Annotated in this window: 23 protein-coding genes and 6 tRNA genes; 15 read left to right on the forward strand and 14 right to left on the reverse strand. The window is 50.8% G+C overall.

Annotation, left to right across the window (positions count from 1 at the left end; all coding sequences use genetic code 11):
• Window positions 1-110 precede the first annotated feature (110 nt).
• On the forward strand, window positions 111-386 hold the full coding sequence (gene ypdI, locus ACJHYO_RS15985) for a colanic acid biosynthesis lipoprotein YpdI (protein ID WP_000867654.1): 276 nt from the start codon (window positions 111-113) through the stop codon (window positions 384-386).
• Window positions 387-462: 76 nt separating this feature from the next.
• Here the strand turns inward: ypdI and ACJHYO_RS15990 are convergent, their stop codons facing one another.
• On the reverse strand, window positions 463-705 hold the full coding sequence (locus ACJHYO_RS15990) for a YfdY family protein (protein WP_000639875.1): 243 nt from the start codon (window positions 703-705) through the stop codon (window positions 463-465).
• A gap of 352 nt (window positions 706-1,057) precedes the next feature.
• On the opposite strand from ACJHYO_RS15990, the gene lpxP reads away from it, so the two are divergent.
• Both lpxP and ypdK read left to right on the forward strand, forming a co-directional pair.
• The gene (gene lpxP / locus ACJHYO_RS15995; protein WP_000484021.1) at window positions 1,058-1,978 is read left to right on the forward strand and encodes a kdo(2)-lipid IV(A) palmitoleoyltransferase; all 921 of its coding nucleotides are present in this window, start codon (window positions 1,058-1,060) and stop codon (window positions 1,976-1,978) included.
• Between the two features lie 355 nt (window positions 1,979-2,333).
• The gene (gene ypdK, locus ACJHYO_RS16000) at window positions 2,334-2,405 is read left to right on the forward strand and encodes a membrane protein YpdK (protein ID WP_010723117.1); all 72 of its coding nucleotides are present in this window, start codon (window positions 2,334-2,336) and stop codon (window positions 2,403-2,405) included.
• 64 nt (window positions 2,406-2,469) lie between these two features.
• On the opposite strand, the gene alaC is transcribed toward ypdK, so the two are convergent.
• The gene (gene alaC / locus ACJHYO_RS16005) at window positions 2,470-3,708 is read right to left on the reverse strand and encodes an alanine transaminase (RefSeq protein WP_000785931.1); all 1,239 of its coding nucleotides are present in this window, start codon (window positions 3,706-3,708) and stop codon (window positions 2,470-2,472) included.
• A 376-nt stretch (window positions 3,709-4,084) separates the two neighbouring features.
• Here alaC and ypdA point away from each other — a divergent pair, with 376 nt between their 5' ends.
• The 3 genes from ypdA to ACJHYO_RS16020 are packed head-to-tail and all read left to right on the forward strand — an operon-like array spanning window position 4,085 to window position 7,404.
• On the forward strand, window positions 4,085-5,782 hold the full coding sequence (gene ypdA / locus ACJHYO_RS16010; RefSeq protein WP_000544377.1) for a two-component system sensor histidine kinase YpdA: 1,698 nt from the start codon (window positions 4,085-4,087) through the stop codon (window positions 5,780-5,782).
• A 14-nt stretch (window positions 5,783-5,796) separates the two neighbouring features.
• Entirely contained in the window at window positions 5,797-6,534 is a 738-nt protein-coding gene (gene ypdB / locus ACJHYO_RS16015; protein WP_001314031.1) for a two-component system response regulator YpdB, read from the forward strand.
• A 12-nt stretch (window positions 6,535-6,546) separates the two neighbouring features.
• Window positions 6,547-7,404: an AraC family transcriptional regulator gene (locus ACJHYO_RS16020; RefSeq protein WP_000646857.1), complete on the forward strand. Its 858-nt coding sequence runs from the start codon at window positions 6,547-6,549 to the stop codon at window positions 7,402-7,404.
• Between the two features lie 2 nt (window positions 7,405-7,406).
• On the opposite strand, the gene ptsP is transcribed toward ACJHYO_RS16020, so the two are convergent.
• The 6 genes from ptsP to glk all read right to left on the reverse strand — a co-directional run bounded on the left by ptsP (window position 7,407) and on the right by glk (window position 14,844).
• Window positions 7,407-9,902, reverse strand: coding sequence for a phosphoenolpyruvate--protein phosphotransferase (gene ptsP, locus ACJHYO_RS16025; protein ID WP_000955875.1), 2,496 nt, complete (start codon window positions 9,900-9,902; stop codon window positions 7,407-7,409).
• A 24-nt stretch (window positions 9,903-9,926) separates the two neighbouring features.
• A complete protein-coding gene (ypdE, locus tag ACJHYO_RS16030; protein ID WP_000366000.1) occupies window positions 9,927-10,964 on the reverse strand; it encodes an aminopeptidase in 1,038 nt (345 codons plus the stop codon).
• Window positions 10,964-12,049 carry an aminopeptidase gene (gene ypdF, locus ACJHYO_RS16035; protein ID WP_000173256.1) on the reverse strand — a complete coding sequence of 362 codons (1,086 nt, stop codon included), beginning with the start codon at window positions 12,047-12,049 and terminating at the stop codon, window positions 10,964-10,966. Before ypdF ends, ypdE begins: the two co-directional genes overlap by 1 nt.
• A 15-nt stretch (window positions 12,050-12,064) precedes the next feature.
• Window positions 12,065-13,312 (reverse strand): PTS fructose transporter subunit IIC, encoded by a 1,248-nt coding sequence (locus ACJHYO_RS16040; RefSeq protein WP_000985305.1) that lies wholly within the window; start codon window positions 13,310-13,312, stop codon window positions 12,065-12,067.
• Window positions 13,313-13,333: 21 nt separating this feature from the next.
• Window positions 13,334-13,660 carry a PTS fructose transporter subunit IIB gene (locus tag ACJHYO_RS16045; RefSeq protein WP_000038456.1) on the reverse strand — a complete coding sequence of 109 codons (327 nt, stop codon included), beginning with the start codon at window positions 13,658-13,660 and terminating at the stop codon, window positions 13,334-13,336.
• Between the two features lie 218 nt (window positions 13,661-13,878).
• Entirely contained in the window at window positions 13,879-14,844 is a 966-nt protein-coding gene (gene glk / locus ACJHYO_RS16050) for a glucokinase (protein ID WP_000170355.1), read from the reverse strand.
• 203 nt (window positions 14,845-15,047) lie between these two features.
• Between glk and ACJHYO_RS16055 the strand changes: the two genes are divergently transcribed.
• Window positions 15,048-16,304 carry an ion channel protein gene (locus ACJHYO_RS16055; protein ID WP_033549471.1) on the forward strand — a complete coding sequence of 419 codons (1,257 nt, stop codon included), beginning with the start codon at window positions 15,048-15,050 and terminating at the stop codon, window positions 16,302-16,304.
• Window positions 16,305-16,418: 114 nt separating this feature from the next.
• Window positions 16,419-16,745: a DUF2502 domain-containing protein YpeC gene (gene ypeC, locus ACJHYO_RS16060; RefSeq protein WP_000490081.1), complete on the forward strand. Its 327-nt coding sequence runs from the start codon at window positions 16,419-16,421 to the stop codon at window positions 16,743-16,745.
• A gap of 140 nt (window positions 16,746-16,885) precedes the next feature.
• Here the strand turns inward: ypeC and ACJHYO_RS16065 are convergent, their stop codons facing one another.
• Complete coding sequence (locus tag ACJHYO_RS16065) at window positions 16,886-18,124, reverse strand: Nramp family divalent metal transporter (protein WP_000186369.1); 1,239 nt, start codon at window positions 18,122-18,124, stop codon at window positions 16,886-16,888.
• A gap of 335 nt (window positions 18,125-18,459) precedes the next feature.
• Between ACJHYO_RS16065 and nupC the strand changes: the two genes are divergently transcribed.
• On the forward strand, window positions 18,460-19,662 hold the full coding sequence (nupC, locus tag ACJHYO_RS16070; protein WP_000376337.1) for a nucleoside permease NupC: 1,203 nt from the start codon (window positions 18,460-18,462) through the stop codon (window positions 19,660-19,662).
• A gap of 48 nt (window positions 19,663-19,710) precedes the next feature.
• On the opposite strand, the gene ACJHYO_RS16075 is transcribed toward nupC, so the two are convergent.
• The 3 genes from ACJHYO_RS16075 to ACJHYO_RS16085 all read right to left on the reverse strand — a co-directional run bounded on the left by ACJHYO_RS16075 (window position 19,711) and on the right by ACJHYO_RS16085 (window position 22,297).
• Window positions 19,711-21,900 (reverse strand): sensor domain-containing phosphodiesterase, encoded by a 2,190-nt coding sequence (locus tag ACJHYO_RS16075; RefSeq protein WP_001298577.1) that lies wholly within the window; start codon window positions 21,898-21,900, stop codon window positions 19,711-19,713.
• Between the two features lie 206 nt (window positions 21,901-22,106).
• Window positions 22,107-22,182 (reverse strand) — tRNA-Ala (locus ACJHYO_RS16080).
• 39 nt (window positions 22,183-22,221) lie between these two features.
• Window positions 22,222-22,297 (reverse strand) — tRNA-Ala (locus ACJHYO_RS16085).
• Window positions 22,298-22,517: 220 nt separating this feature from the next.
• On the opposite strand from ACJHYO_RS16085, the gene ACJHYO_RS16090 reads away from it, so the two are divergent.
• Both ACJHYO_RS16090 and ACJHYO_RS16095 read left to right on the forward strand, forming a co-directional pair.
• Window positions 22,518-22,877 carry a YfeC-like transcriptional regulator gene (locus ACJHYO_RS16090; protein ID WP_000472021.1) on the forward strand — a complete coding sequence of 120 codons (360 nt, stop codon included), beginning with the start codon at window positions 22,518-22,520 and terminating at the stop codon, window positions 22,875-22,877.
• A gap of 1 nt (window position 22,878) precedes the next feature.
• Entirely contained in the window at window positions 22,879-23,271 is a 393-nt protein-coding gene (locus tag ACJHYO_RS16095; RefSeq protein WP_000826499.1) for a MerR family transcriptional regulator, read from the forward strand.
• A gap of 50 nt (window positions 23,272-23,321) precedes the next feature.
• On the opposite strand, the gene gltX is transcribed toward ACJHYO_RS16095, so the two are convergent.
• The gene (gene gltX / locus ACJHYO_RS16100; protein ID WP_000695635.1) at window positions 23,322-24,737 is read right to left on the reverse strand and encodes a glutamate--tRNA ligase; all 1,416 of its coding nucleotides are present in this window, start codon (window positions 24,735-24,737) and stop codon (window positions 23,322-23,324) included.
• Window positions 24,738-24,995: 258 nt separating this feature from the next.
• Between gltX and ACJHYO_RS16105 the strand changes: the two genes are divergently transcribed.
• The 4 genes from ACJHYO_RS16105 to ACJHYO_RS16120 all read left to right on the forward strand — a co-directional run bounded on the left by ACJHYO_RS16105 (window position 24,996) and on the right by ACJHYO_RS16120 (window position 25,393).
• A tRNA-Val gene (locus ACJHYO_RS16105) sits at window positions 24,996-25,071 on the forward strand.
• A 44-nt stretch (window positions 25,072-25,115) separates the two neighbouring features.
• Window positions 25,116-25,191, forward strand: a tRNA-Val gene (locus ACJHYO_RS16110).
• Between the two features lie 46 nt (window positions 25,192-25,237).
• A tRNA-Val gene (locus tag ACJHYO_RS16115) sits at window positions 25,238-25,313 on the forward strand.
• Window positions 25,314-25,317: 4 nt separating this feature from the next.
• Window positions 25,318-25,393, forward strand: a tRNA-Lys gene (locus tag ACJHYO_RS16120).
• Window positions 25,394-25,503: 110 nt separating this feature from the next.
• Here ACJHYO_RS16120 and xapR read toward each other — a convergent pair.
• A complete protein-coding gene (gene xapR / locus ACJHYO_RS16125; RefSeq protein WP_000442954.1) occupies window positions 25,504-26,388 on the reverse strand; it encodes a DNA-binding transcriptional regulator XapR in 885 nt (294 codons plus the stop codon).
• Window positions 26,389-26,418 lie beyond the last annotated feature (30 nt).

Here is a 26,418-nt window from a genome sequence, read left to right on the forward strand (position 1 = left end):
ATACCACAAAGATATGTCATTTATTATATCGATGTAAATACTGATTAATTAAATATAAATACAGCCATAACATCGTAGGTTTTCAGTGAACCATTTTCAGGATATTTTCTATGAAAGTAAACTTAATGCTTTTTAGCTTATTTTTATTTGTCTCTATTATGGCATGCAATGTTTTTGCATTTTCTATTTCTGGTGGTGGTAGTGAGGCGAGCTATAAAGAGACAGAAAAAACGTCAGTGATGACGACAACGCATTCTACAAAACTTCAGCCATCACAGGCGATTTTGTTTAAGATGAGAGAAGATGCACCACCATTAAACCTCACAGAAGACATCACGCCTACTTATCCGACAAAGGCGAATTATCTCATTCATCCTTTGCGATAGCGTCTGTCACCTGGCAGGTGAACAATCATGTCTGATGCTGATGTGAACACCTGCCCAAATGAGCCATCCTGACCCACTATCGCCTGCCATACCCCACCATAAAGCGAATCATCAAGCCACAAGCCGGGGCAAGAAACATAAATATCCCCGTCACCAGTTCATTACCGCCAGTTAACCACATGGTGAAGTAATAAATGAGTGCAGCGAGGATCACCATGCCGAAGAAAGAAGAGATCGCCGATACCATGTTCAGTACCTGACCGATGTATCCGCTTACGCAGACAATACACAGGGCGAGAAACATCCATAAATAAATCATAGCTCAACCTCCTGCCGCGCTAAAAAACCTGTAACTTCAGTCACTTTAATAGTAAGACAATCCTTAACCTCTGGCAATTTTTGCTAAGCATCAATGAAAACAGCATGTTAAATGCAAGACTGTTGTGTACGGAAAAATATTTACTTTGCACGATTAATAATCAGTAGCTGAAAGCAGTCAGCGAGTGATAAAGTACAGATACCGCATTCATGCTCCTCGTGGTTATGTCCTGACTAGTCTTTACACTCTTTACAGGAACCATTGTCGTACATGATGGCCTAATCAATTGAGTGTACCGCTGTCGACATGGAATCTTCTGCGATACAACAAATCGTATCTACAGAAGGTAACTATGTTTCCAAAATGCAAATTTTCCCGCGAGTTTCTGCATCCTCGCTACTGGCTCACGTGGTTTGGGCTTGGTGTACTCTGGCTTTGGGTACAGCTTCCTTATCCTGTTCTCTGCTTTCTCGGCACGCGTATCGGCACAATGGCGCGACCATTCCTGAAACGTCGTGAATCTATCGCCCGTAAAAACCTGGAACTTTGTTTCCCGCAGCATTCTGCGAAAGAGCGCGAGAAGATGATTGCCGAAAACTTTCGTTCACTCGGCATGGCGCTGGTAGAAACCGGCATGGCGTGGTTCTGGCCCGACAGTCGCGTACGTAAATGGTTTGATGTGGAAGGGCTGGATAACCTTAAACGCGCACAAATGCAAAATCGCGGCGTAATGGTTGTCGGCGTCCATTTTATGTCGCTGGAACTGGGCGGTCGGGTGATGGGACTTTGCCAACCAATGATGGCCACCTATCGCCCGCATAATAATCAGCTGATGGAATGGGTGCAGACCCGTGGTCGCATGCGCTCTAACAAAGCGATGATCGGCAGAAATAATCTGCGCGGCATTGTCAGTGCACTGAAGAAAGGTGAAGCGGTATGGTTTGCTCCCGATCAGGATTATGGTCGTAAAGGCAGCTCCTTCGCGCCGTTCTTTGCGGTGGAAAATGTCGCCACAACCAATGGCACGTATGTCCTTTCACGTCTCTCTGGCGCAGCCATGTTAACCGTAACGATGGTAAGAAAAGCAGATTACAGCGGATATCGTTTGTACATCACCCCAGAGATGGAAGGCTACCCGGCAGATGAAAATCAAGCCGCTGCCTATATGAACAAGATTATCGAAAAAGAGATCATGCGCGCACCGGAGCAGTACCTCTGGATCCACCGTCGCTTTAAAACGCGCCCGGTGGGAGAATCATCGCTATACATTTAACAAACTGCTCTTACTCTTTCCCTCCTCAAATCAGCCATAATAACCTCATGGTTTTTATGGCTTTTTTCTTAAGGTTTTTTCCTTCGCTGAATCTCTAATTATTACCGTCAGAAATTAAACTGTCGCCGATATGAGACACCTGTAAGTTACTAAAAGTAAATAAGAAAATGCCTCTTGTCTCGTTTCAGTTTTAGGCGTACATTAGCGCCGTCTGGAGCAGTTTAGCTCAGAATTCTGGGGTGATGCCCACGGTAAAATACAGGACGTTTAAGGTCGTTTTGCCCGGTGTCAACTCACTGTATCAGGTGTAATGAAGTCATTCAGGCGTAACAGTAATTACGCGGAGAGATGTAAAGTGAAATATTTCTTTATGGGCATTTCTTTTATGGTCATCGTTTGGGCCGGTACTTTTGCCCTGATGATCTAAAAGCAAACTGTGCAATGAAAAACAGGAGCCATCAGGCTCCTGTTTGCATTTTTGAGGTCGGTGTTTATTCCGCGTTTTCGTGAATATGTTTGCTGCTGGCGGGTAGTAAACCATCGGCACGGAACATCGCTTTAATCCCACGAATCGCCTGACGAATACGGTCGCGGTTTTCAATCAGTGCAAAGCGAACATGCGTGTCGCCGTAGTCGCCAAAGCCAATCCCCGGAGAGACACAGACCTTCGCTTCGTTCAGCAGCTTCTTGGCAAATTCCAGCGAGCCCATAGCAGCATATGGTTCCGGGATTTTCGCCCAGACATACATCGAAGCCTTCGGCATTTCGACCATCCAGCCCGCTTCATGCAGCCCTTTAACCAGTACATCACGGCGGCGTTTGTACTGTTCGGCAATGTCGCGCACGCACTGTTGATCGCCCTCCAGCGCCGCAATCGCTGCCACCTGCAACGGCGTAAAGGTGCCGTAATCGTGATAGCTTTTAATACGTGCCAGCGCGCTGACCAGCGTTTTGTTGCCAACCATAAAGCCGATACGCCAGCCCGCCATGTTGTAGCTTTTCGACAGCGTAAAGAACTCGACCGCCACATCGCGTGCACCCGGCACCTGCATGATTGACGGCGCTTTCCAGCCATCGTAGACGATATCGGCATAGGCCAGGTCATGGACCACCAGCACATCGTAGCGTTTCGCCAGCGCCACAACCTTTTCGAAGAACTCCAGCTCCACGCATTGCGCGGTTGGATTCGACGGGAAGCCGAGGATCATCATCTTCGGTTTCGGATAACTTTCGCGAATGGCACGTTCCAGTTCGTTGAAGAAATCGACACCTTCCACCAGCGGCACTGAGCGTACCTGCGCCCCGGCAATCACCGCGCCGTAAATATGAATGGGGTAACTTGGATTCGGCACCAGCACTGTGTCACCGTGATCCAGTGTCGCCAGCATCAGATGCGCCAGGCCCTCTTTCGAACCAATAGTGACGATGGCTTCTGATTCCGGGTCGATTTCAACGTCGTAGCGATCCTGATACCAGCGGGAAATGGCGCGACGTAACCGCGGAATGCCGCGTGAAGTGGAGTAACCATGCGTGTCCGGGCGCTGGGCCACCGTACATAATTTTTCGACGATATGCGGCGGAGTCGCACCGTCCGGGTTACCCATACTGAAATCGATAATATCTTCGCCGCGCCGACGCGCAGCCATTTTCAGTTCAGCGGTAATGTTAAAAACGTAGGGCGGGAGACGATCAATGCGCGTAAAGCGACGTTCAGGGCGAGTGTCAGCCATAATTTCCTCAGATTAACGTTAGCGCCCGGACCGTCCGAGCGACGCTGCCACGATGGTGGCTGTTTTGAAAATAGCCTGATTAATTTCTGTCTGTCCAGCGTTTTAGAACATTTTTATCAATGGCTTTAAATGAGGAACTCCACTTCAAAAACAGGAAATTTATCTACGCTAACAAGAAAATTACCACTCATTTTATTAACATTATAATTTCAATAAATTTACCAACCAGATGTGCATTATCAAGAGATGCATTGCTAATACACCATTTATCTTTCAATCCCCTTTTAAAATTGTGGTTTTTCCTCAAAAACGGCCTGCTGGTCATCAGCCTTCAGGTTACCTATCATAGAGGTTTAATCCTTATTCAGAGTCACCCGTGCACGAAATATTCAACATGCTGCTGGCGGTCTTCGATCGGGCCGCGTTAATGCTTATCTGCCTGTTTTTTCTCATCCGTATCCGCCTGTTTCGCGAACTGTTGCACAAGTCGGCACACTCACCGAAAGAGCTGCTCGCCGTTACCGCCATTTTCTCGCTGTTCGCCCTGTTCAGCACCTGGTCCGGCGTTCCCGTAGAAGGCTCGCTGGTGAACGTACGTATTATCGCGGTGATGTCAGGCGGAATTCTGTTTGGCCCGTGGGTGGGCATCATTACCGGCGTGATTGCGGGTATTCACCGTTATTTAATTGACATCGGCGGCGTGACGGCGATCCCCTGCTTTATCACCAGCATTCTGGCGGGTTGTATATCGGGCTGGATCAACCTGAAAATCCCCAAAGCACAGCGCTGGCGCGTCGGTATTCTCGGCGGCATGTTGTGTGAAACGTTGACCATGATTCTGGTGATTGTCTGGGCACCCACTACCGCATTGGGGATCGATATCGTCTCTAAAATCGGGATTCCAATGATCCTCGGTAGCGTCTGTATCGGCTTTATTGTGCTGCTGGTGCAAAGCGTTGAGGGCGAAAAAGAGGCCAGCGCCGCGCGGCAGGCCAAGCTGGCGCTGGATATCGCCAACAAAACGCTACCGCTGTTTCGCCATGTCAATAGCGAGTCATTACGCAAAGTTTGTGAAATTATTCGCGATGATATTCACGCCGATGCGGTGGCGATGACTAATACTGATCATGTGCTGGCCTATGTCGGCGTGGGTGAACACAACTATCAGAATGGCGATGACTTCATTAGCCCGACTACCCGACAGGCGATGAATTACGGAAAAATCATCATCAAAAACAATGATGAAGCCCACCGCACACCAGAGATTCATTCCATGCTGGTGATCCCATTGTGGGAGAAAGGCGTTGTGACCGGAACGCTGAAAATTTACTACTGCCACGCGCATCAGATAACCTCGTCATTACAGGAAATGGCGGTCGGTCTGTCACAAATCATCTCCACGCAACTGGAGGTTTCGCGCGCTGAGCAGCTGCGTGAAATGGCAAATAAGGCAGAGCTTCGCGCCCTGCAAAGCAAAATTAATCCCCATTTTCTGTTTAACGCTTTGAACGCTATTTCATCGTCAATCCGTCTGAATCCGGATACTGCTCGCCAGCTGATCTTTAATTTGTCGCGCTATCTGCGCTATAACATTGAATTAAAAGACGATGAGCAAATCGATATCAAAAAAGAGCTGTATCAAATTAAAGACTATATTGCCATTGAGCAGGCCCGCTTTGGCGACAAGCTGACGGTTATCTATGATATTGATGAAGAGGTGAATTGCTGCATTCCCAGCCTGCTGATCCAGCCGTTGGTGGAAAACGCCATTGTCCACGGTATCCAGCCTTGCAAAGGTAAAGGCGTTGTCACCATCAGCGTTGCTGAGTGCGGTAATCGGGTACGCATTGCGGTGCGAGATACCGGGCACGGCATCGATCCAAAGGTGATTGAGCGGGTCGAAGCGAATGAAATGCCGGGCAATAAAATTGGCCTGCTGAATGTCCATCATCGCGTGAAGTTATTGTATGGCGAGGGGCTGCATATCCGCCGCCTGGAACCGGGGACGGAAATTGCGTTTTACATTCCTAACCAACGCACCCCAGTCGCCTCACAGGCTACGTTATTGCTTTGAGCCGGAGTGATATTGTGAAAGTCATCATTGTTGAAGACGAATTCCTGGCACAACAGGAACTGAGCTGGCTAATTAAAGAGCACAGCCAGATGGAGATTGTCGGCACCTTTGACGACGGTCTGGACGTGTTGAAATTTTTGCAGCATAACCGCGTCGACGCCATTTTTCTGGATATCAATATTCCGTCGCTGGACGGTGTGTTGCTGGCGCAAAACATCAGCCAGTTCGCCCATAAACCGTTTATTGTGTTCATCACCGCGTGGAAAGAACATGCGGTGGAAGCATTTGAACTGGAAGCGTTTGACTACATTCTCAAACCGTATCAGGAATCACGCATTACCGGGATGCTGCAAAAACTGGAAGCAGCCTGGCAACAACAGCAGACCAGCAGTACGACGCCTGCCGCGACGGTAACGCGTGAGAATGACACCATTAATCTGGTGAAAGATGAGCGAATCATCGTCACGCCAATTAACGATATCTATTACGCCGAAGCGCACGAGAAAATGACCTTTGTCTATACGCGGCGTGAATCCTACGTAATGCCGATGAACATTACCGAGTTTTGCAGCAAGCTGCCGCCGTCGCATTTTTTCCGCTGCCATCGCTCATTTTGTGTCAATCTGAACAAAATACGCGAAATCGAACCGTGGTTTAATAACACCTACATTCTGCGGCTGAAAGATCTGGATTTTGAAGTGCCGGTCAGCCGTAGCAAAGTTAAAGAATTCCGCCAGTTAATGCATCTGTAATCGGGAACTTTCATGAAAGCACCAGGCTTGCCCGCCGATCAACAATTTTTCGCCGATCTGTTCAGCGGCCTGGTGCTTAACCCGCAACTCCTTGGGCGCGTCTGGTTTGCCAGCCAGCCCGCCTCATTGCCAGTGGGCAGTTTATGTATTGATTTTCCCCGTCTGGATATCGTGCTACGCGGCGAATACGGCAATCTGCTGGAAGCAAAGCAGCAACGTATGGTGGAAGGAGAAATGCTGTTTATTCCGGCACGCGCGGCTAATTTACCGGTCAACAACAAACCGGTGATGCTGTTAAGCCTGGTGTTCGCACCGACCTGGCTTGGGTTATCGTTTTACGATAGCCGCACCACGTCGTTGTTACATCCTGCTCGCCAGATCCAGCTTCCCAGCCTGCAACGCGGTGAAGGTGAAGCGATGCTTACCGCCCTCACCCATCTTAGCCGTTCGCCACTGGAGCAGAATATCATTCAGCCGCTGGTGTTAAGTTTGCTGCATCTTTGCCGTAACGTGGTGAATATGCCGCCGGGCAATTCGCAACCGCGCGGCGATTTTCTCTATCACAGCATTTGTAACTGGATTCAGGATAATTATGCCCAGCCGCTCACCCGCGAGAGCGTGGCGCAGTTTTTTAATATCACGCCAAATCATCTGTCAAAACTGTTTGCTCAGCATGGAACAATGCGTTTTATCGAATATGTGCGTTGGGTACGAATGGCAAAAGCGAGGATGATTTTGCAAAAATATCATCTGTCGATTCATGAAGTGGCGCAGCGTTGCGGGTTTCCGGATAGCGACTATTTTTGTCGCGTTTTCCGGCGTCAGTTTGGTCTGACGCCGGGAGAGTATAGCGCACGTTTTCAGGGCTAACTTCAGAAGGTTAATTCCGTTTCCAGCAGCGTCAGAATACTTTGTGCATCTTGCGCGGCAAACAGCGACTGGCGGAAGTTTTTATTCACCAGTTTACGCGCCAGCTGCGAGAAGACTTTCACATGATTCATCCCTTCGTTAGCGCCCAGTGTCAGCATGATCACCAGTTCGACTTCGCCCATCTCTGACTGCCAGTCAACCGGTTTCACCAGCCGGGCAATGCTGATACTGGAATGACGGATCCACTGAGATTTGGTGTGCGGGATCGCCACGCCAAAACCAACGCCAGTAGTAACAATCTCTTCCCGCTGCCAGACATCCTCTTCCAGCTCAAACGGATGTTCAGTACGCCCGTTAACGCCAAGGTTGCCGCACAGGAACTGGATCGCCTGCTCTTTATTGCTAAAAGCCTGATCAACAAAGATATTCTCCAGCGCCAGCAGTGGGCGAACGTCTTCTTCCGGCGTAAAGGCGGTGAGTAACGCTTCAATTTCCTGCGCACTGCGGCATTCACATGCCTGACGCGCCAGTTCCCGACACGCCTCGCTATCCAGTTGACGAAGCTGGCTTTTCACTGCCGGAATACGCGGGCTACTCATGCTTAGCTCATCCAGGCCCAGCCCTAGCAGTAGCGGCAGATAACGACTTTCACCGCCCAGTTCACCGCAAATACCTACCCATTTGCCGCGCTGATGCGCAGCGGTAACAATCTGCTGCAACATGCGCAGGAACGATGGCGTAATCGGGTTATACAGCGGCGATACGCGCGGGTTATTACGATCGACTGCATACAGATACTGGGTCATATCGTTAGAACCGATACTGAAGAAATCGACCTCATCGCAGAAGTGGTCGATGATGTAGCACACCGACGGCACTTCCACCATGATACCCAGCGTAATCGTCTCTGCATGACGCAGGCCATCGCGCTTAAGCTCAACGATCGCTTTTTGGAGCTCACCCTTCACCCATAAGATCTGATCGAGACTATGGACCATTGGGATCATCAACTGGGCGTTGCCGAAACTGGCAGCGCGCAAAATCGCCCGCAATTGAGTACGGAACAGGCCAGCAAATTCCGGGTAAATACGTACCGCGCGATAGCCGAGGAACGGGTTCTCTTCCTGGGGAATGTTGAGGTAAGGAATGCTTTTATCGCCACCGATGTCCATCGTGCGGAAGATAATCGGCTTGTCGCCCGCCGCCAGTAGCACCTGCTGGTACGCTTCAAACTGTTCCTGCTCGTCCGGCGCGCTGTCGCGATCCATATAGAGCATTTCGGTACGAAACAGCCCAACGCCTTCCGCTCCGTTGGCAAACGCGCCTGGGGCTTCCAGAGCTGTGCCAATATTCGCCGCAATATCAATACGCTTTTTATCACGGGAATAGGCCAGCTGCGCGGCAGCTTGCGCCTGTTGTTTTTGGCGTTTATCCGCCAGCGTCTGCGCCACCTGGTAATAACCGCTCACCGCATCGTTGGGATTAATTGCCAGTACGCCGCACTGGGCATCAAGCACTGCAGGTTGCCCGGCATAACGGGCAATCGCATCCAGCGGCAGGCCGCTCAGTACCGGGATCGCCGAAGCGCGGGCCAGAATCAGGGTATGCGAGGTGCGCCCGGTTTTCTCCAGAATCATGCCCGCAAGATTTTTTAAATCGAGGCTCAAAAACTGGCTTGGGGTTAAATCTTCAGCCACCAGAATGGTCGGTTTTTCAAGCACCAGATTATTGCGCGGTTTTAGTTCCGGCCAGGTGATATGCAGCAACTGTTCGCTGATATCGCGAATGTCGCTGACCCGCTCGCGCAGATAATCGCTGGCAGAAGCAGAAAGTTTGGCACAAATCTGCTCCATATTGCTGATGATCGCCGCCCCCAGCCCCTGATGCTGTTCTGCCATCAGGTGACGGATATTGCCTGCAAATTCATCATCCTGAATCAGCGACAAATGGGCGCTGAGGATAGTTTTGCTTTCGCCGTCACGCTCACGCAATTGCTGGTTCAGTTGCTCGGCAAGCGTTGCCAGACTGTGCTCCAGTAGGGTGGAATCTTGCGCACTCGCAGGGATCACCCGATAACTGTCGAGGCTGTCGCTCTGTAACAGGGTCAGTGTACCCACGCCAACGCCGCTTGCCAGCACGTTGCCGTACAGTAAATCCGGGTTCAGGCGGCTTAATGAACGCGGCAGCGGATGCGCCGTCAGTTCTGCCAGCGTCGGCTGGACGCTATCGCTGTCGATAAAGCGCACCTGGATATACTCTTCCAGCACTCGCCGCGCCTGCTCTTCATCGCTACCGCTAATGTTCAGGCTGCAACTGTCATTAAATAAAGTGCCAGTGCCAATCAGCGCCAGCGAGCTTTTCGCATCGGCCTTTGCGTTCTGGCGATGGTTAATAAAAGTGATTTCGCTTTGCCACTGGCTGCACTGCTCTTTAAGTTCCCACGCCGGACGAGCATGTAGACCGTTAGGCAAAGGACAGAGAAATTGAATCGTTAACATAACCGCTCCGGGTTAATCAGGAGATCATCTGAAATCCGTCAGTTGAACAACCGTCTCACGCGTAAGACGTTGAATAAGGGCAGATAAAAGTTGCTCCATCTGCAAAATGTCACGGCAGTCGGCAATCGATGCGGCGCAATGTCCGTGGCGGGTTGCAGGCCCCATCACCACTGTGGGTACGCCAGTGCCGGTTAAGTGCACCGCCCCACCGTCCGTGCCGCCATTGCTGAACATATCTGACTGCAACGGTACGCCAATTTCTGCCGCCACGGTTTCGATCCAGGCGGTAAGTTTTGGCGGCGCAATCAGTGACTTGTCGCTTAACACCAGCATCGGCCCGTTACCAATCTGGCGATGGTTAGCTGCGCCATAATCAAAGTTTTTCGCCCAGCAGGCAGTATCAAGCACAATGGCGACATCCGGCGACACCGCGCGGGTGGCAGTTTGCCCGCCGCGTAATCCCACCTCTTCGCTGGAACTTGCCACCAGCCACACTTCCGCAGGCAGTTCGGCGTCGTGCAGCTCACGCAGTAACGTCACCAGCAGATAGCAACCGAGGCGGTCATCAAAGGCTTTCCCCATCACCCGCTGGTGAGGGAGAACCTGAAAAGTGGTATCGAAGGTGACGCGATCGCCTGGACGAATTCCTGCCTGCATCACTTCGTCACAGGAGCGCGCGCCAATGTCCACGCGCATGGCGCTGACGTCATTCCCCTGCCGGTCGCCGTCAAGCAGGCCTGGAATTTTGCACTCTTCACGGGTAGTGATACGCACCGACTGAAGCTGGCGGGCAGCCATGCGTACATTGCCAACCGGCAACACATCGATCGCCCCTTCGCGGGAGATGCTGCGCACCATAAATCCCACTTCGTCCATATGCGCACAGATCATCACCTTCGGACCTGTCGACTCATTGAGTCGGATCAGCACCGATCCCAGGCCGTCAAAACGGACCTCTTTTTGCTGGCGATCCGCTTCATCCAGCAGGATCTGCCGTACTTCCTGTTCCGAGGAGGCGATCGCATCTGCCTCGCTCAACGCTTTTAAGAGCGATAAATCCATTATGCCTCTCCCGTGAGCAACACTGTTTTCGGCATGGCGTAGAGCACTTCTGCGCCTTGCGGGGTGACCAGCACGACATCTTCAATGCGCACGCCCCCTTGCCCTGGAAAATAAATCCCTGGCTCCACGGTCAGTAACATACCTGGCTGTAGCGTCGTGGTGTCCCGCGGTGAAAAACGCGGTTCTTCATGGACTTCAATACCGATAGCATGACCGGTGTTATGGCCGAAAAACTTGCCATAACCGGCCTCGGTAATCACGCGGCGCGCGGCATCGTCAACCTGCTGGCAGCGCACGCCGGGGCGAATTACAGAGATTGCCGCGAGCTGTGCCTGCAGGACAATCTGATAGACGTTAAACAGCGGGTGAGATTCGGCGCTCACCCCTTCGCCATTCACCAGCAAGGTGCGCGTCATATCAGAGCAGTAGCCCTGATAGAGCGCACCGAAATCGAGAGTGACAAACTCGCCCGCTGCAACAATCTTGTCGCTGGCTTTACCGTGCGGCAGCGCCCCACGCCAGCCACTGGCGACAATGGTATCGAAAGAGGCTTTTTCTGCGCCCTGCCGGCGCATAAACCACTCCAGTTCAGCGGCTATCTCGCATTCGCTCATCCCCGCCTGAATAAAGCGGCGAATATGCTCTGCGCCACGATCGGCAATCCCGCAGGCAAGGCGGATTTTCTCCACCTCTTCTGGCGTTTTGATTTGCCGCAGCACATCCGGCGTGGCGCTAACCAGTTTCGCATTGAGTTCGGACTGCCAGCGGTGCGCGGTTTCCCAACTCACCTGCTGGCCTTCAAAACCGAGCGTTTGCAACTGCTCATCGGCAATGATTTGTCTGACGATGGTGGCAAGCGTGTGCATCGCGTCGAGCAAATGCAGCTGGTAACCTTGCGTGCGGGCTTCAACATCCGCGTAATAGCGCGAATCCACCAGAATGTGCGCACTTTCACGGCTAATCACCACATAGCCTGATCCGGTGGAGATCCCCAGATGCGGCTGTTTGTTCTGCCGTGAGGAGAGAAGCACCGCATCCAGTTGTTGTGCCTTAAGCCAGTCGCGCAGCGAAGCGAGTAATGTCATCTGGATTTTTCCTTCTTACAGGCTCTCGATTAACAATTTACCTTTGCGGAACATCATCAGACGCAAGAACACCACCATCAGCGCAGTAATGATTGCTCCCAGCGCGATCCCCGCCATATAGACACCCAGATTAGTGACCAGCGGCCACGCCCAGATAGCGGACTCCGGGAACCATTGCACTGCGCCCAGCCAGACAGCGGCGGTGGAACCGACAATCGCGCCGACCATATACGACGGAATGGCGGTGATAGGGCTTTCCAGTGCAAACGGAATCGCACCCTCACTGATCCCCATAAACGCCAGGAACATCGCGGTTTTACCCTGCGGATAAAGCTGGGCGTTGAACAAGCGTTTGCCAGTTAAGCGACGATCGATAATGGTCGCCAGACCCAGACCAATCGGCGGAATAACGATAGCGATAGAACGTGCAGTGACCGGTAATACGTGGTCAGTGGTAAAGCTGAAGGCAACGAAACCTGCCGCTTTGTTGATCGGGCCACCAAGGTCGATTGCTGTCGCCGCGGCGATCCCCATTGCGTACATCAGCGCGCCCTTCTCACCTGCAGCGGTCAGCACGGTACGGATACCGCCGTTGATCCAGCCACCAAAGGGGGTGATGACGTAGTACATCGCCAGCATGACAAAAATGGCGGAAAGAATCGGTAGCAAAAATGTGGTTTTGAACGCTAACAGGAAATCCGGTAACTGGATTTTCTGGTTCATCCATTTCACAAGGTAACCGGCAACGATAGAAATAATCAGCGCACCAATGAAGGTGGACGGCACCGGCGAAGAGGTCGCCCATTGCATCGTGCTGGGATCGAAGTTCAGCAGTTGCGTCGGCTGGGTAGACATCAAGCCGCCGATAAAACCAGCCGGGAACGCCAGTTTGCCACCGATAGAGTTCGCCACAAAAGCAGCAAACATCGGAATGGCAAAACCAAACAACACGCCGCCGAAGGACTGCGACAGCCAGGCAAATTTAAGTAAGGAGAGGTCGAAACCGGAGAATTTCCCGCTATTAAGAGCATCCATGATGCCGATATCAGCAGGAATTTTAAGCCAGCTATAAGCAATCAGCTGACTGAAAGCGAGGATCACACCGCCCATAATTAAGGTCGGCACCATGCGTGAAATCCCTGACATCACATGCTGCGGGAGTTCACCCCAGAAGCTGGATTTAGAGGCCTGCGGATTCTTAACTGCCGCTGCCGCACCGGATGCGCCATGCACAACGGTTGCACTGCGTTTTTTAATGGCCATAACAATTATCCCTGTCGAATATTACTGTTGTTCAGAGGCAATCATCTCTTCGATTTCTTTGATGATTCCCGCAGCGTTTTTAATTGCGTCCTGCAAAGTGATTTCATAAACGTCGCGTGATTCGAAACGTTCGTTATCTTCCGGGGTAACTGCCACGGAGTGGATGATGATGGTCGCTTCGGCGATATCCTGCGCCGTCAGGCGATTCTGGATACCGTCCGCGCCCTGGGTTTCAATTTTCACTTCATAACCGGCTTCTACCGCCGCTTCTTCCAGCGCCTGAGCGGCCATAAAAGTGTGAGCCAGGCCCATTGGGCAGGCACATAAGGCAATCAGTTTCTTACTCATCGTTAATTCCTCGTTCAGTGATAGTTGACGAGTGAAATTATGAACGTGCAAAACAAATCGCCGTTACCAGACAAATAATGCATTTACTGGAGAATTAATCCCGCTGTACGGAAGTGTGACGCAGGTCGGCCTTGTGAGGGGGACACAAAGAAAATTTAATTAACTGTATGATTTAAAAGATTATCGGGAGAGTTACCTCCCGATATAACAGGAAGGATTTAGAGAATGTGACCTAAGGTCTGGCGTAAATGTGCACCGGAACCGAGAAGGCCCGGATTGTCATGGACGATGAGATACACCGGAATATCATGGACATATTCTTTAAAGCGCCCTTTATCTTCAAATGCGGCGCGGAAACCAGAGGCTTTGAAGAACTCAAGGAAGCGCGGCACGATACCACCCGCAATAAACACGCCGCCAAATGTCCCGAGATTGAGCGCCAGATTGCCGCCAAAACGGCCCATAATGACGCAAAACAGCGACAACGCGCGGCGGCAATCGGTGCAGCTGTCAGCCAGCGCGCGTTCGGTAATATCTTTTGGCTTGAGATTTTCTGGCAGGCGGTTGTCGGCTTTAACAATTGCGCGATACAAATTCACCAGTCCAGGGCCAGAAAGCACGCGTTCCGCCGAAACATGACCAATTTCCGCACGCAATATTTCGAGGATAATGCCCTCTTCTTCACTATTCGGCGCAAAATCAACGTGACCGCCTTCTCCTGGCAAGCTTACCCAACGCTTATCGACATGGACCAGATGCGCAACCCCAAGCCCTGTTCCGGCACCGTAAACCGCAATAGGCTTACCTTCTACCGGTTCTGCGCCACCAAACTGAATCAGATGCTCTTTTTTCAGCATCGGGATCGCCATCGATACAGCAGTAAAATCGTTAATAATTTCCAGATGGCTAAAACCGAGATTCTTTTTCATTTCGGCAATTGAGAACGCCCAGGTATGGTTGGTCATTGCCACCCAGTCACCGGTAATTGGGCAAGCGATGGCAATACAGCCGTCTTTCACCTCGACCTTATGTTCTTCAAGATAAACGCGAATGACCGCTTCGAGGCTGGGGTAATCAAGCCCTGAATAGGTCTTAGCCTGCGAGATTTCACCACTGGCAATATCACACAGAGCAAGACGTGCGTTGGTGCCGCCCACATCACCGACTAATGCATACTTTGTCATTCTTCAACTGCTCCGCTAAAGTCAAAATAATTCTTTCTCACACTGTAAATACCTGGGGGCATAACAACAACGCCGGAAAGGCAGGCTCCCTGTAAATATCGATCTGGGTCACACAATTACTTTATCGTTTCAGCACCAATTGCAGCGATGCCTTTTTGCAAGCTGGGCAAACTAAGTATCTGACCCCGCATAAGGAATAGAACATGCTCCATCCGCGAGCCAGAACCATGTTGTTATTATCGCTCCCCGCCGTGGCAATTGGGATTGCGTCCAGTCTTATTCTGATTATGGTGATGAAAATCGCCTCGGTATTACAGAATTTGCTCTGGCAACGACTGCCGGGAACTCTGGGGATAGCCCAGGATTCACCTCTCTGGATCATCGGTGTATTAACGCTAACGGGTATTGCGGTGGGGTTGGTTATCCGTTTCAGCCAGGGTCATGCCGGACCAGATCCCGCCTGTGAACCGCTTATCGGCGCACCGATTCCGCCCTCTGCGCTACCAGGACTTATCGTAGCATTAATTCTCGGTCTTGCTGGCGGCGTCAGCCTGGGGCCGGAACATCCGATCATAACCGTCAATATCGCCCTTGCCGTCGCCATTGGCGCTCGTCTGTTACCGCGCGTCAACCGAATGGAGTGGACTATTTTAGCCTCTGCCGGAACCATCGGCGCGCTGTTTGGCACACCTGTTGCGGCGGCATTGATATTTTCGCAAACCTTAAATGGCAGTAATGAAGTTCCGCTATGGGATCGTCTCTTTGCGCTGTTAATGGCGGCAGCAGCTGGTGCACTTACTACCGGATTATTTTTCCATCCTCATTTTTCACTGCCCATTGCGCATTACGGACAGATGGAAATGACCGATATTCTCAGCGGTGCAATTGTCGCGGCGATTGCCATCGCAGCAGGGATGGTCGCCGTATGGTGCTTACCACGGTTGCACGCGATGATGCATCAAATGAAAAATCCGGTGTTCGTGCTGGGTATTGGCGGATTTATTCTCGGTATTCTGGGGGTTATTGGTGGACCGGTTTCGCTGTTTAAAGGGCTGGATGAGATGCAGCAGATGGTGGCAAATCAGGCTTTCAGCACCAGCGATTACTTTTTGCTGGCGGTGATAAAACTTGCCGCCCTGGTCGTTGCTGCCGCCAGTGGCTTTCGCGGTGGGCGAATCTTCCCGGCAGTGTTTGTCGGCGTGGCATTAGGGTTGATGCTTCATGAGCACGTTCCCGCCGTTCCAGCGGCAATAACCGTTTCCTGCGCTATACTCGGCATCGTGCTGGTGGTAACACGCGATGGCTGGTTAAGTCTTTTTATGGCGGCAGTCGTTGTACCCAATACCACATTGCTACCGCTGCTCTGTATCGTCATGCTCCCGGCATGGCTGTTATTAGCAGGTAAGCCGATGATGATGGTCAATCGTCAGAAGCAACAGCCACCCCACGATAACGTTTAGCAAAAAATGCTCTCCTTTATGATTTAAGAGTTATGGCGATGATACGGCGCTTTACCTCCCCGTAATATTGCGTTAACAGGCCGCTGACGGCTTCGATCGTGAAGGAGAATAACAATGTTCAGGTCACTGTTTCTGGCGGCCGCCCTGATGGCATTTACCCCGCTTGCGGCAAACGCAAGTGAAATCACCCTACTGCCATCAATCAAATTACAAATTGGCGATCGCGATCATTACGGTAATTACTGGGACGGTGGTCACTGGCGCGACCGTGACTACTGGCACCGCAATTATGAATGGCGTAAAAACCGCTGGTGGCGTCATGATAATGGCTACCATCGTGGCTGGGATAAGCGTAAAGCGTATGAGCGTGGCTATCGTGAAGGCTGGCGCGATCGTGACGATCATCGTGGAAAAGGCCGCGGACATGGACACCGCCATTAAACGCATCCGTCAATGGAGCACAATGCCTGATGCGACGCTAGCGCGTCTTATCAGGCCTACAAACCAGCTCTTTAACGCGTAGGGCGGATAAAGCATTTACGCCGCATCCGCCAATGGTGCCAAATGCGACGCTCATTCAACTACAATCCCAGTGCCGTTCCTACCAGTAACCAGATATTCAGCGCCACTACCAGCACCACAATCACCCAGCCTGTCTGTTTTACGCGTTTACTGTTCACCAGATCGCCCATCAACTTGCTGTCACTGGTGAAAATCAACAGTGGAACCAGCGCCAGGGCGATACCAAAACTTAACAGCACCTGACTCATAACCAGAATCCGTGTCGGATCTAATCCCATCAGAATGACGATAAATGACGGCAGCATGGTGACTGTACGACGCACCCACAGCGGGATATGAAAGCGAATGAAGCCCTGCATCACTACCTGCCCCGCCAGCGTCCCCACCACCGTTGAAGACAGTCCGGCAGCAACCAGGCTTAATCCAAAGACCGTTGCCGCAGCATGGCTTAACAGCGGTTGCAGCGTCAGATAAGCCTCATCAAGATCGGCAACACCAGTATGACCAGAAAAGTGGAACGCCGCCGCAGCTGTAGCCATCATCGCCAGATTGACAAAACCGGCAATCGTCATGGCGATAGCCACATCCCATTTGGTGGCGGAATAACGTTGTTGACGCGAACCACCATGTAAATGCTGAGTCAGCGAAGAGTGCAAATAAATCACGTGCGGCATAATCGTCGCCCCTAACACGCCTGCTGCCAGGAAGACCGCTTCCGAAGTAGGTAAACTCGGGATCACCATTCCTTTACCCAGCTGCGCCAGGTTAGGCTGGGAGAAAATCAACTCGACAATGTAAGCCGCGGCAACAAACAACAGTAACCCGCCTATCACTTTCTCCAGCGGTTTTTGCCCGCGACGTTGCAGCATTAAAATCAGGAATGTCGCGATACCCGTCAGCACCGCGCCCTGCAACAACGAAACACCAAGAATGAGTTTAAAACCGATCGCCGCACCAATAAATTCCGCCAGGTCGGTTGCCATCGCAATAATTTCTGCCTGAACCCAATAGAACCACACGACGGGACGCGGGTAGTGATCGCGAATCTGCTCCGCCAGATTTTTACCGGTGGCAATCCCCAGTTTGGCCGAGAGGATTTGAATCAGCATCGCCATCAGGTTAGCCCAAACGACAACCCACAATAACTGATAGCCGAAGCTGGCACCCGCCTGAATATTGGTCGCAAAGTTACCGGGATCGATATAACCAATCGCCGCAATGAACGCAGGTCCCATTAATGCGAGCCTCATCTTGCGCGCCGCCCGTCCGCTGCTACTCTCAACGCGATAGTTCGTCATCTTGTGCCTCTAAAACATAGCCTTTGCTATGTTTCATGCTACGTTAAATGAGAATGATTATCAAATTCATTTAAATGGGTTGTGATGATTTCTCTGATAGACCAGGATTATGACTACGAAAAGATAGATGACTCGAATGTTATGGTTATGTTTAATATTAGCACATTTACATAACCTTCCGCTTCCATACACAACATAGCAGAAATGTATGACAGATCACTATTTTTGAAGCTTGTCACAGGACGTCATTATAGTGTGTGTCAGATCTCGTTTTCCTTAACCATGTTACATAGAATGTGCACGGAAATTTAACCTGCCTCATATTTGGAGCAAATATGGACCGCGTCCTTCATTTTGTACTGGCACTTGCCGTTGTTGCGATTCTCGCACTGCTGGTAAGCAGCGACCGCAAAAAAATTCGTATCCGTTATGTTATTCAACTGCTTGTTATCGAAGTGTTACTGGCGTGGTTCTTCCTGAACTCCGACGTTGGTCTGGGCTTCGTGAAAGGCTTCTCCGAAATGTTCGAAAAACTGCTCGGTTTTGCCAACGAAGGGACTAACTTCGTCTTTGGTAGCATGAATGATCAAGGCCTGGCATTCTTCTTCCTGAAAGTGCTGTGCCCAATCGTCTTTATCTCTGCGCTGATCGGTATTCTCCAGCATATTCGCGTATTGCCGGTGATTATCCGCGCAATTGGTTTCCTGCTCTCCAAAGTCAACGGCATGGGCAAACTGGAATCCTTTAACGCCGTCAGCTCCCTGATTCTGGGTCAGTCTGAAAACTTTATCGCCTATAAAGATATCCTCGGCAAAATCTCCCGCAATCGTATGTACACCATGGCAGCAACGGCGATGTCCACCGTGTCGATGTCCATCGTTGGTGCATACATGACCATGCTGGAGCCGAAATACGTCGTTGCGGCGCTGGTACTGAACATGTTCAGCACCTTTATCGTGCTGTCGCTGATCAACCCTTACCGTGTTGATGCCAGTGAAGAAAATATTCAGATGTCCAACCTGCACGAAGGTCAGAGCTTCTTCGAAATGCTGGGTGAATACATTCTGGCAGGTTTCAAGGTTGCCATTATCGTTGCCGCGATGCTGATCGGCTTTATCGCCCTGATCGCCGCGCTGAACGCACTGTTTGCCACCGTGACTGGCTGGTTTGGCTACAGCATCTCCTTCCAGGGCATCCTGGGCTACATCTTCTATCCGATTGCATGGGTGATGGGTGTTCCTTCCAGTGAAGCACTGCAAGTGGGCAGTATCATGGCGACCAAACTGGTTTCCAACGAGTTCGTTGCGATGATGGATCTGCAGAAAATTGCTTCCACGCTCTCTCCGCGTGCGGAAGGCATCATCTCTGTGTTCCTGGTTTCCTTCGCTAACTTCTCTTCAATCGGGATTATCGCGGGTGCGGTTAAAGGCCTGAATGAAGAGCAAGGTAACGTGGTTTCTCGCTTCGGTCTGAAACTGGTTTACGGCTCTACCCTGGTGAGTGTGCTGTCTGCGTCAATCGCAGCACTGGTGCTGTAAGACCATACATAAAAAAGCCGGGGTAATTCCCCGGCTTTTTTACGCCTGTTAATCAGCTAATGGCTGCGGACGACCAATTAAATATCCTTGCAGATATTGCACCCCAAGTTTATGCAATAGCGCCTGCTGCTGTGGCGTCTCGACAAACTCCGCGACCACACTCAATGACTTCGCTTTCGCCAGATCGGTAATTGATCTCACAATCATCGCATCCAGCGTGTTCGTGACGATATCTTTCACAAAGACGCCATCAATTTTGATGATATCAGCCTGCAAACGCTTTAACCGTTCGTAGTTGGCATATCCGGTGCCAAAGTCATCAATTGCAATCCGGAAACCAAACTTATGCAGCTGCTCGATGTTGTACATGCTGCTTTCTGCGTTAGAAAACGCCTGCTCCTCGGTGATCTCAAGAATGACCGCCTGCGGGGAGATGTAATAACGCTTAAACAGACGAATAATCCGCCCGGCAATATTCTTTTGCAGCAGCGTGAGCGGCATTAAATTGACTGAAAAGCGTGGACCTTTTTTGTCGCAAGGGTGTGTTGCCAGCCACTTCAACAAGGATTCCAGCACTTGCAAATCAAAACGCGCGCTAAGGTTAAACTGAGCAATAAGGGGCAGAAACTTATCCGGGGTCATAATGCCGCCGTCATACTTCAGTCGCGCGAGGATCTCATCATAACCTTCACCCTCTTTGTTGCGAATTGGCTGGGCGTAGAGCAGCAAATCACCCTGATCTAACGCCGTGCGAATGGTATTCAGCAATAGCACCTGTTTAGTGGTTTGCCCGGAAACCATCTCCTCTCTGCTATCCAGCGCCAGCACATGATGATGTGCGCAGGATTGCTCCGCCAGCCAGCTTAACTGCCCCAACAAGGGTTGCAGGGTTTCCTGATTTCCATCAAAACGCCCCCAGGCAGCACCATAGCCCATATCCAGCCCGGTATTGTTCCAGTGAATTTGCCGACTATTCAGGATGTTAACCATATGCTGGAGTCGCCCTTCCGTTTCCGGCCCGCTCAGCACTAACAGCAGTTCACTACCCGGCAATTGATACAACTTTTCGTTTTCCTGCATCAACGGCAGCAGCGTACGGTAAATTGAGCGGATACAGTGAACGCGCATTATTAAGCCGTAATGACGACTCATAAACTCAAGATTATCAATGCGCAGGCAGCAAAAACTCTTGCCCGCCTCTTGCTCCGGCGCTTGCTCCAACGCACGAAAGTTGGGTAGAAGCGTTAACGGATCGGTCAGCGCCTGCAAATGCCAGCGGCGGTTAAGCCATTCACTACGATGATAAATACGCACCATATAGAGCAGGCAAACACTAAAGGAAATCAGTACTGCGAGAATAAATGCCAGCGAATATTCGGTTAGTACCCCTTGCAAAAAGTTCTGGTTGTAATTCAGAAGGCAAAGCGTTGAAACAGCCCAGGTGAGATTTAAAAACGGATAGCGAATCTTACCGACACCGAGGGTAAAGATGATAAAGAAAACAGGTACCAGGTAACCGGCAATAAAGTCATTTTCATACGGTGTGCACATCAGAAGTAGCAGCACGCTAAGAGCTGCCAGCCAGCTTAAGGTAAATGCGCGTTTCTCTTTGCTCAACGACGGAGCGATATCCCTACGCCACAATATCTGTGCAAAGTGGGGACTTACAATCATGCGGGTGAGATAGTAAAAAAGCATGTTGTAAATCAGCACTGCGGTGAAAAGGCTTAGCAAATCAACGACCGTGAAAATGGCATCCGCATCGCCGAAAAAGGTAGATATCTTTAGCGGAAAATCAAAGAAATTTCCCACAAGATACATGCTGCATTTGATGCCAATCGGCGCCACCAAACCAAGCCAGAACAGACGTTGCCAGACGTATCGGCTGGTCAATCCATAACGCCAACGCGTCCCCAATTGCCAGCGTAATATTGCACAGGCACACAGGACTGCAAACGCCTGGCTGCCGATCATGACGGCGGTCTGTAAAAAAGAGAGATGCAGGTTCCACAGATTGGTGCAAAACATCCCGCATAAAATGGGAACGACACCACGCCAGCCAAAGATAAACAAGATTGACAGCATTACGCACAGTGGCATCCACGCCAGAAAGATATAATTGGAATGGATAACAGCAAGTGGCGAAATTAAACGGGATAGCTGAATAAGTACCACGGTGAGCGTAAACGCTAGTGTGAATATCTTGATATTTTTTATCAGGTTATGCTCCACAAACATGAGTACACTACTCTCACTGATCGGGGTTTTCAGGCACACAAATAATAAGTTTATTCGCATCGCGAAGCAAACAGGGGCCAGCCTGTTGCTGTTTTTTCAGTCAGTGATGCATTCACCACACGGCACTGCCAGGATATAGACTGTATTACAAAAGCGGCAAAAGGCAGAGACAAAAAACCCCCGCTTTGCAGCGAGGGTTTGAAATTTGGTGGAGCTAAGCGGGATCGAACCGCTGACCTCTTGCATGCCATGCAAGCGCTCTCCCAGCTGAGCTATAGCCCCACGAGTCGTTTACGTACCAAATTTGCTGGGTGCAAAATTTGGTGGAGCTAAGCGGGATCGAACCGCTGACCTCTTGCATGCCATGCAAGCGCTCTCCCAGCTGAGCTATAGCCCCATCACGTAAAGCTTGTCGAGTTGACGGGCGGCATCATATGAATTCCGCCCGAATGTGTCAACGGCAAATTGCCACGTGTAGTTTCAATCGCTGAAAAATCAGGCAAATGAACAATTTTGGAAAACCGCTCGCATTCAGTAGTTATTCATGTCACGGTTTCCTGTAAAGTGGTGTTATAAAATGAACTACTAATAGACCCACATACATTCAGGGAATTGTTATGTTCAAGGAGAGGATGACGCCAGATGAACTTGCCAGACTGACCGGCTATAGCCGCCAGACCATTAATAAATGGGTACGCAAGGAAGGCTGGACAACGTCACCAAAACCAGGCGTCCAGGGTGGCAAAGCTCGACTGGTTCACGTCAATGAACAGGTTCGTGAATATATTCGCAATGCTGAACGTCCAGAAGGTCAGGGAGAAGCGCCAGCCCTTTCTGGTGATGCGCCGCTTGAAGTGTTGCTGGTGACACTGGCGAAAGAGATGACGCCAGTTGAACAAAAACAGTTTACATCCTTGCTTCTGCGGGAAGGGATTATCGGATTGTTACAACGCTTAGGGATTCGCGATAGCAAATAATATGAAAAGATTACGCAATAAAATGACCACCGAAGAACTGGCTGAATGCCTCGGCGTGGCTAAACAAACTGTTAACCGTTGGATCAGAGAAAAAGGCTGGAAAACGGAAAAATTTCCCGGCGTGAAAGGCGGTCGTGCCAGACTTATTCTGGTCGATACGCAAGTTTGCGAGTTTATTCAGAACACGCCAGCCTTCCATAACACACCGATGCTTCTGGAAGCCGAAGAACCCCTTGCCGAATACGCACCGGGTATTCGCACTCCTGCTTATCGGCAAATCATCAGCGCAATAGACAACATGACTCACAGTGAGCAAGAAAAAGTTGCGCAATTTTTGTCACGCGAAGGAATTCGTAATTTTCTTGCTCGTCTCGACATAGATGAATCAGCATAAATAAAAAACGGCAGGGGTATCTCTCCTGCCGTTTATCTTTTATGCGCTAATTACTGCTGATTTTCGCGTTCAGCAATAAAAGCCAGCGCTTTGTTGATACGCTCGATACTGCGGGTCTTACCGATTGCGTGAACGGTAACATCCAGCGCCGGAGACTGCCCCGCACCGGTTACGGCGACACGCAGCGGCATACCAACTTTACCCATACCCACTTCCAGCTCATCCGCCGTCGCCTGAATAGCGTGATGAACGTTTTCAGCGGTCCAGTCAGTAATCGCAGTCAGTTTGTCACGAACTACTTCCAGCGGCTGACGCGCTACCGGACGCAGATGTTTTTTCGCGGCGTCGGCATCGAACTCAGCAAAATCTTCGTAGAAATAACGGCAGCTCTGTGCCATCTCTTTCAGCGTCTTGCAGCGTTCGCCCAGCAGTTTCACCAGATCAGCCAGCTGCGGGCCGTTACGGGTATCGATATTTTCCTGCTCAATGTGCCACTGTAAGTGAGTAGCAACATACTCCGGCGGCAACGCGTTAATGTAGTGATGGTTCAGCCACAGCAGCTTGTCGGTGTTGAACGCACTGGCAGATTTGCTGACGGCATTCAGAGTGAAGTATTTAATCATCTCTTCACGAGTGAAGATTTCCTGATCGCCGTGGGACCAGCCCAGACGCACCAGATAGTTCAGCAGTGCTTCTGGCAGATAACCATCATCACGATACTGCATTACGCTGACCGCCCCGTGACGTTTGGACAGTTTTTTACCGTCATCGCCGTTGATCATAGAAACGTGCGCGTAAACCGGTACCGGCGCTTTCAGAGCCTTAAGAATGTTAATCTGGCGCGGTGTGTTGTTGATATGGTCTTCGCCACGGATAACGTGGGTGATTTCCATATCCCAGTCATCGACAACCACACAGAAGTTATAGGTTGGGGAACCATCGGTACGGCGGATAATCAGATCATCCAGCTCCTGGTTGCTGAACTCGATCGGACCACGGATCTGATCGTCAAAAACAACAGAACCTTCCTGCGGGTTAGCAAAACGTACGACACACGGCTCATCATCAGCGTGATGCTCATGACTGTGGCGGCAGCGACCGTCATAACGCGGCTTCTCACCTTTCGCCATTTGCTCTTCGCGCAGCGCTTCCAGGCGCTCTTTAGAGCAATAGCATTTATAAGCTGTGCCCTCTTCCAGCATCTGATCGATCACCGCGTTGTAGCGATCAAAACGTTTGGTCTGGTAGTACGGACCTTCATCCCACTCCAGGTTCAGCCAGTTCATGCCATCCATAATGGCTTCGATAGCTTCCGGCGTGGAACGCTCAAGATCGGTGTCTTCAATACGCAGCACGAACTCACCGCCGTGGTTACGTGCAAAAAGCCAGGAGTAAAGAGCAGTACGCGCGCCGCCAACGTGCAGATAGCCTGTTGGGCTTGGCGCGAAGCGAGTTTTGATTTTCATGAAATGGCCTTACGTTTAGAAAGATGCCGACAACCGGCAAATCCTGGAAAAATTGAGTGGGCGATATTCTATCACTCCCGCCTGATTCCTCAATGTAGTTCGGGTTGCAACCTTACGCATTATTGTTTTCGTTGACAAATTGCGCAACACGGTCTGTTTTGCGATCATCTTGCTTAAATTTACGACGAACGAACAATTTCTTTAGAAAATGCGTTGACTCATTTTGAACTCTCCCTATAATGCGACTCCACACAGCGGGGGTGATTAGCTCAGCTGGGAGAGCACCTCCCTTACAAGGAGGGGGTCGGCGGTTCGATCCCGTCATCACCCACCAACTACTTTATGTAGGCTCCGCCGTGTAGCAAGAAATTGAGAAGTGGGTGATTAGCTCAGCTGGGAGAGCACCTCCCTTACAAGGAGGGGGTCGGCGGTTCGATCCCGTCATCACCCACCACTTTCTCGCCAGCTAGATTTCTTGTAACAATGTGAAGTACCGAAGTGGGTGATTAGCTCAGCTGGGAGAGCACCTCCCTTACAAGGAGGGGGTCGGCGGTTCGATCCCGTCATCACCCACCACTTCGGGTCGTTAGCTCAGTTGGTAGAGCAGTTGACTTTTAATCAATTGGTCGCAGGTTCGAATCCTGCACGACCCACCAATGTAAAAAAGCGCCCTAAAGGCGCTTTTTTGCTATCTGCAATTTGCGAAATTGCCTGATGCGCTTCGCTTATCAGACCAACTATGTCCGGCAGTTCCCGTGCCTCTCATCTACTGCGCCAACGCCGCCAGCAGTTTAACCAGCGCGGGCGTCACCTGCTGCGTTTCATAAACAATATATAAGTCTGCCGGGATGCGTTCTTTGAGCGGACGGAATATGACACCGGGCCAGTTCATCTGCGCGTAGCTGTCCGCTATCAATGTGATACCAATACCCATACTGACCATGGCGAGTACCGTTTGCGGTTCATTAACTTCGCGAATAACAACCGGTGAAAATCCCACCTGCTGGCAAACTCGCTGCAAAAAATCCCAGTCAGTGTACACGGGCGGCATTGTAACGAAATACTCGTCACGTAGCGCTTCCAGCGGGACGGTGGAAAATGATGAGAGATGATGCTCTTCAGGCATCGCCACCAGAAACGCCGATTCATGCAACCGTAAGCTGGTAAAACCAGTCGGTGGTTCTGTCGCCATTCGCCAGATCCCGGCATCAAGTTCGCGGCGTTCCAGCAAGGCCATTTGCATCGCAGGCATCTTTTCGCGAAACAGAACTTCAACGTTAGGATTTTCTCTAAGGAATCGCCGCATAACCGGGCGCATCCGTCCCCACATTGCAGTTCCCACAACCCCGAGTTCAATCCGCCCTGCTTCTCCCCGACCTATTTGTTCAACCCGAGCCAATACATTATTTGCATTCACCAGCAATCGACGCGATTCTTCCATCAAGATTTTGCCCGCGTGTGTCAGTACGACGCTGCGCGAATGGCGAATAAAAAGCTGCGTGCCGAGTTGATTTTCCAGCTCTTTAATATGAATACTGAGCGGAGGCTGAGACATATTTAAACGCGCTGCTGCGCGACCAAAATGCAACTCTTCCGCTACGGCAAGAAAATAACGGAGCAACTTAAGATCTGTTCTATATACGCGTTCCATAATTAAGTGCTCCATATAAAAAATATATCG

It is taken from the genome of Escherichia sp. WS1118, assembly GCF_046487695.1.
Taxonomy (GTDB): Bacteria; Pseudomonadota; Gammaproteobacteria; order Enterobacterales; family Enterobacteriaceae; genus Escherichia; species Escherichia coli.

Coding starts and splice junctions, on each gene's coding strand:
- nupC (WP_000376337.1), top strand. CDS start 18,460: ATGGACCGCGTCCTTCATTTTGTACTGGCACTTGCCGTTGTTGCGATT.
- ypeC (WP_000490081.1), top strand. CDS start 16,419: ATGTTCAGGTCACTGTTTCTGGCGGCCGCCCTGATGGCATTTACCCCG.
- ACJHYO_RS16040 (WP_000985305.1), bottom strand. CDS start 13,312: ATGGCCATTAAAAAACGCAGTGCAACCGTTGTGCATGGCGCATCCGGT.
- glk (WP_000170355.1), bottom strand. CDS start 14,844: ATGACAAAGTATGCATTAGTCGGTGATGTGGGCGGCACCAACGCACGT.
- ACJHYO_RS16065 (WP_000186369.1), bottom strand. CDS start 18,124: ATGACGAACTATCGCGTTGAGAGTAGCAGCGGACGGGCGGCGCGCAAG.
- ACJHYO_RS16090 (WP_000472021.1), top strand. CDS start 22,518: ATGTTCAAGGAGAGGATGACGCCAGATGAACTTGCCAGACTGACCGGC.
- alaC (WP_000785931.1), bottom strand. CDS start 3,708: ATGGCTGACACTCGCCCTGAACGTCGCTTTACGCGCATTGATCGTCTC.
- ypdI (WP_000867654.1), top strand. CDS start 111: ATGAAAGTAAACTTAATGCTTTTTAGCTTATTTTTATTTGTCTCTATT.
- ACJHYO_RS15990 (WP_000639875.1), bottom strand. CDS start 705: ATGATTTATTTATGGATGTTTCTCGCCCTGTGTATTGTCTGCGTAAGC.
- lpxP (WP_000484021.1), top strand. CDS start 1,058: ATGTTTCCAAAATGCAAATTTTCCCGCGAGTTTCTGCATCCTCGCTAC.
- gltX (WP_000695635.1), bottom strand. CDS start 24,737: ATGAAAATCAAAACTCGCTTCGCGCCAAGCCCAACAGGCTATCTGCAC.
- ACJHYO_RS16095 (WP_000826499.1), top strand. CDS start 22,879: ATGAAAAGATTACGCAATAAAATGACCACCGAAGAACTGGCTGAATGC.
- ACJHYO_RS16055 (WP_033549471.1), top strand. CDS start 15,048: ATGCTCCATCCGCGAGCCAGAACCATGTTGTTATTATCGCTCCCCGCC.
- ptsP (WP_000955875.1), bottom strand. CDS start 9,902: ATGTTAACGATTCAATTTCTCTGTCCTTTGCCTAACGGTCTACATGCT.
- ACJHYO_RS16045 (WP_000038456.1), bottom strand. CDS start 13,660: ATGAGTAAGAAACTGATTGCCTTATGTGCCTGCCCAATGGGCCTGGCT.
- ACJHYO_RS16075 (WP_001298577.1), bottom strand. CDS start 21,900: ATGTTTGTGGAGCATAACCTGATAAAAAATATCAAGATATTCACACTA.
- ypdE (WP_000366000.1), bottom strand. CDS start 10,964: ATGGATTTATCGCTCTTAAAAGCGTTGAGCGAGGCAGATGCGATCGCC.
- xapR (WP_000442954.1), bottom strand. CDS start 26,388: ATGGAACGCGTATATAGAACAGATCTTAAGTTGCTCCGTTATTTTCTT.
- ypdF (WP_000173256.1), bottom strand. CDS start 12,049: ATGACATTACTCGCTTCGCTGCGCGACTGGCTTAAGGCACAACAACTG.
- ACJHYO_RS16020 (WP_000646857.1), top strand. CDS start 6,547: ATGAAAGCACCAGGCTTGCCCGCCGATCAACAATTTTTCGCCGATCTG.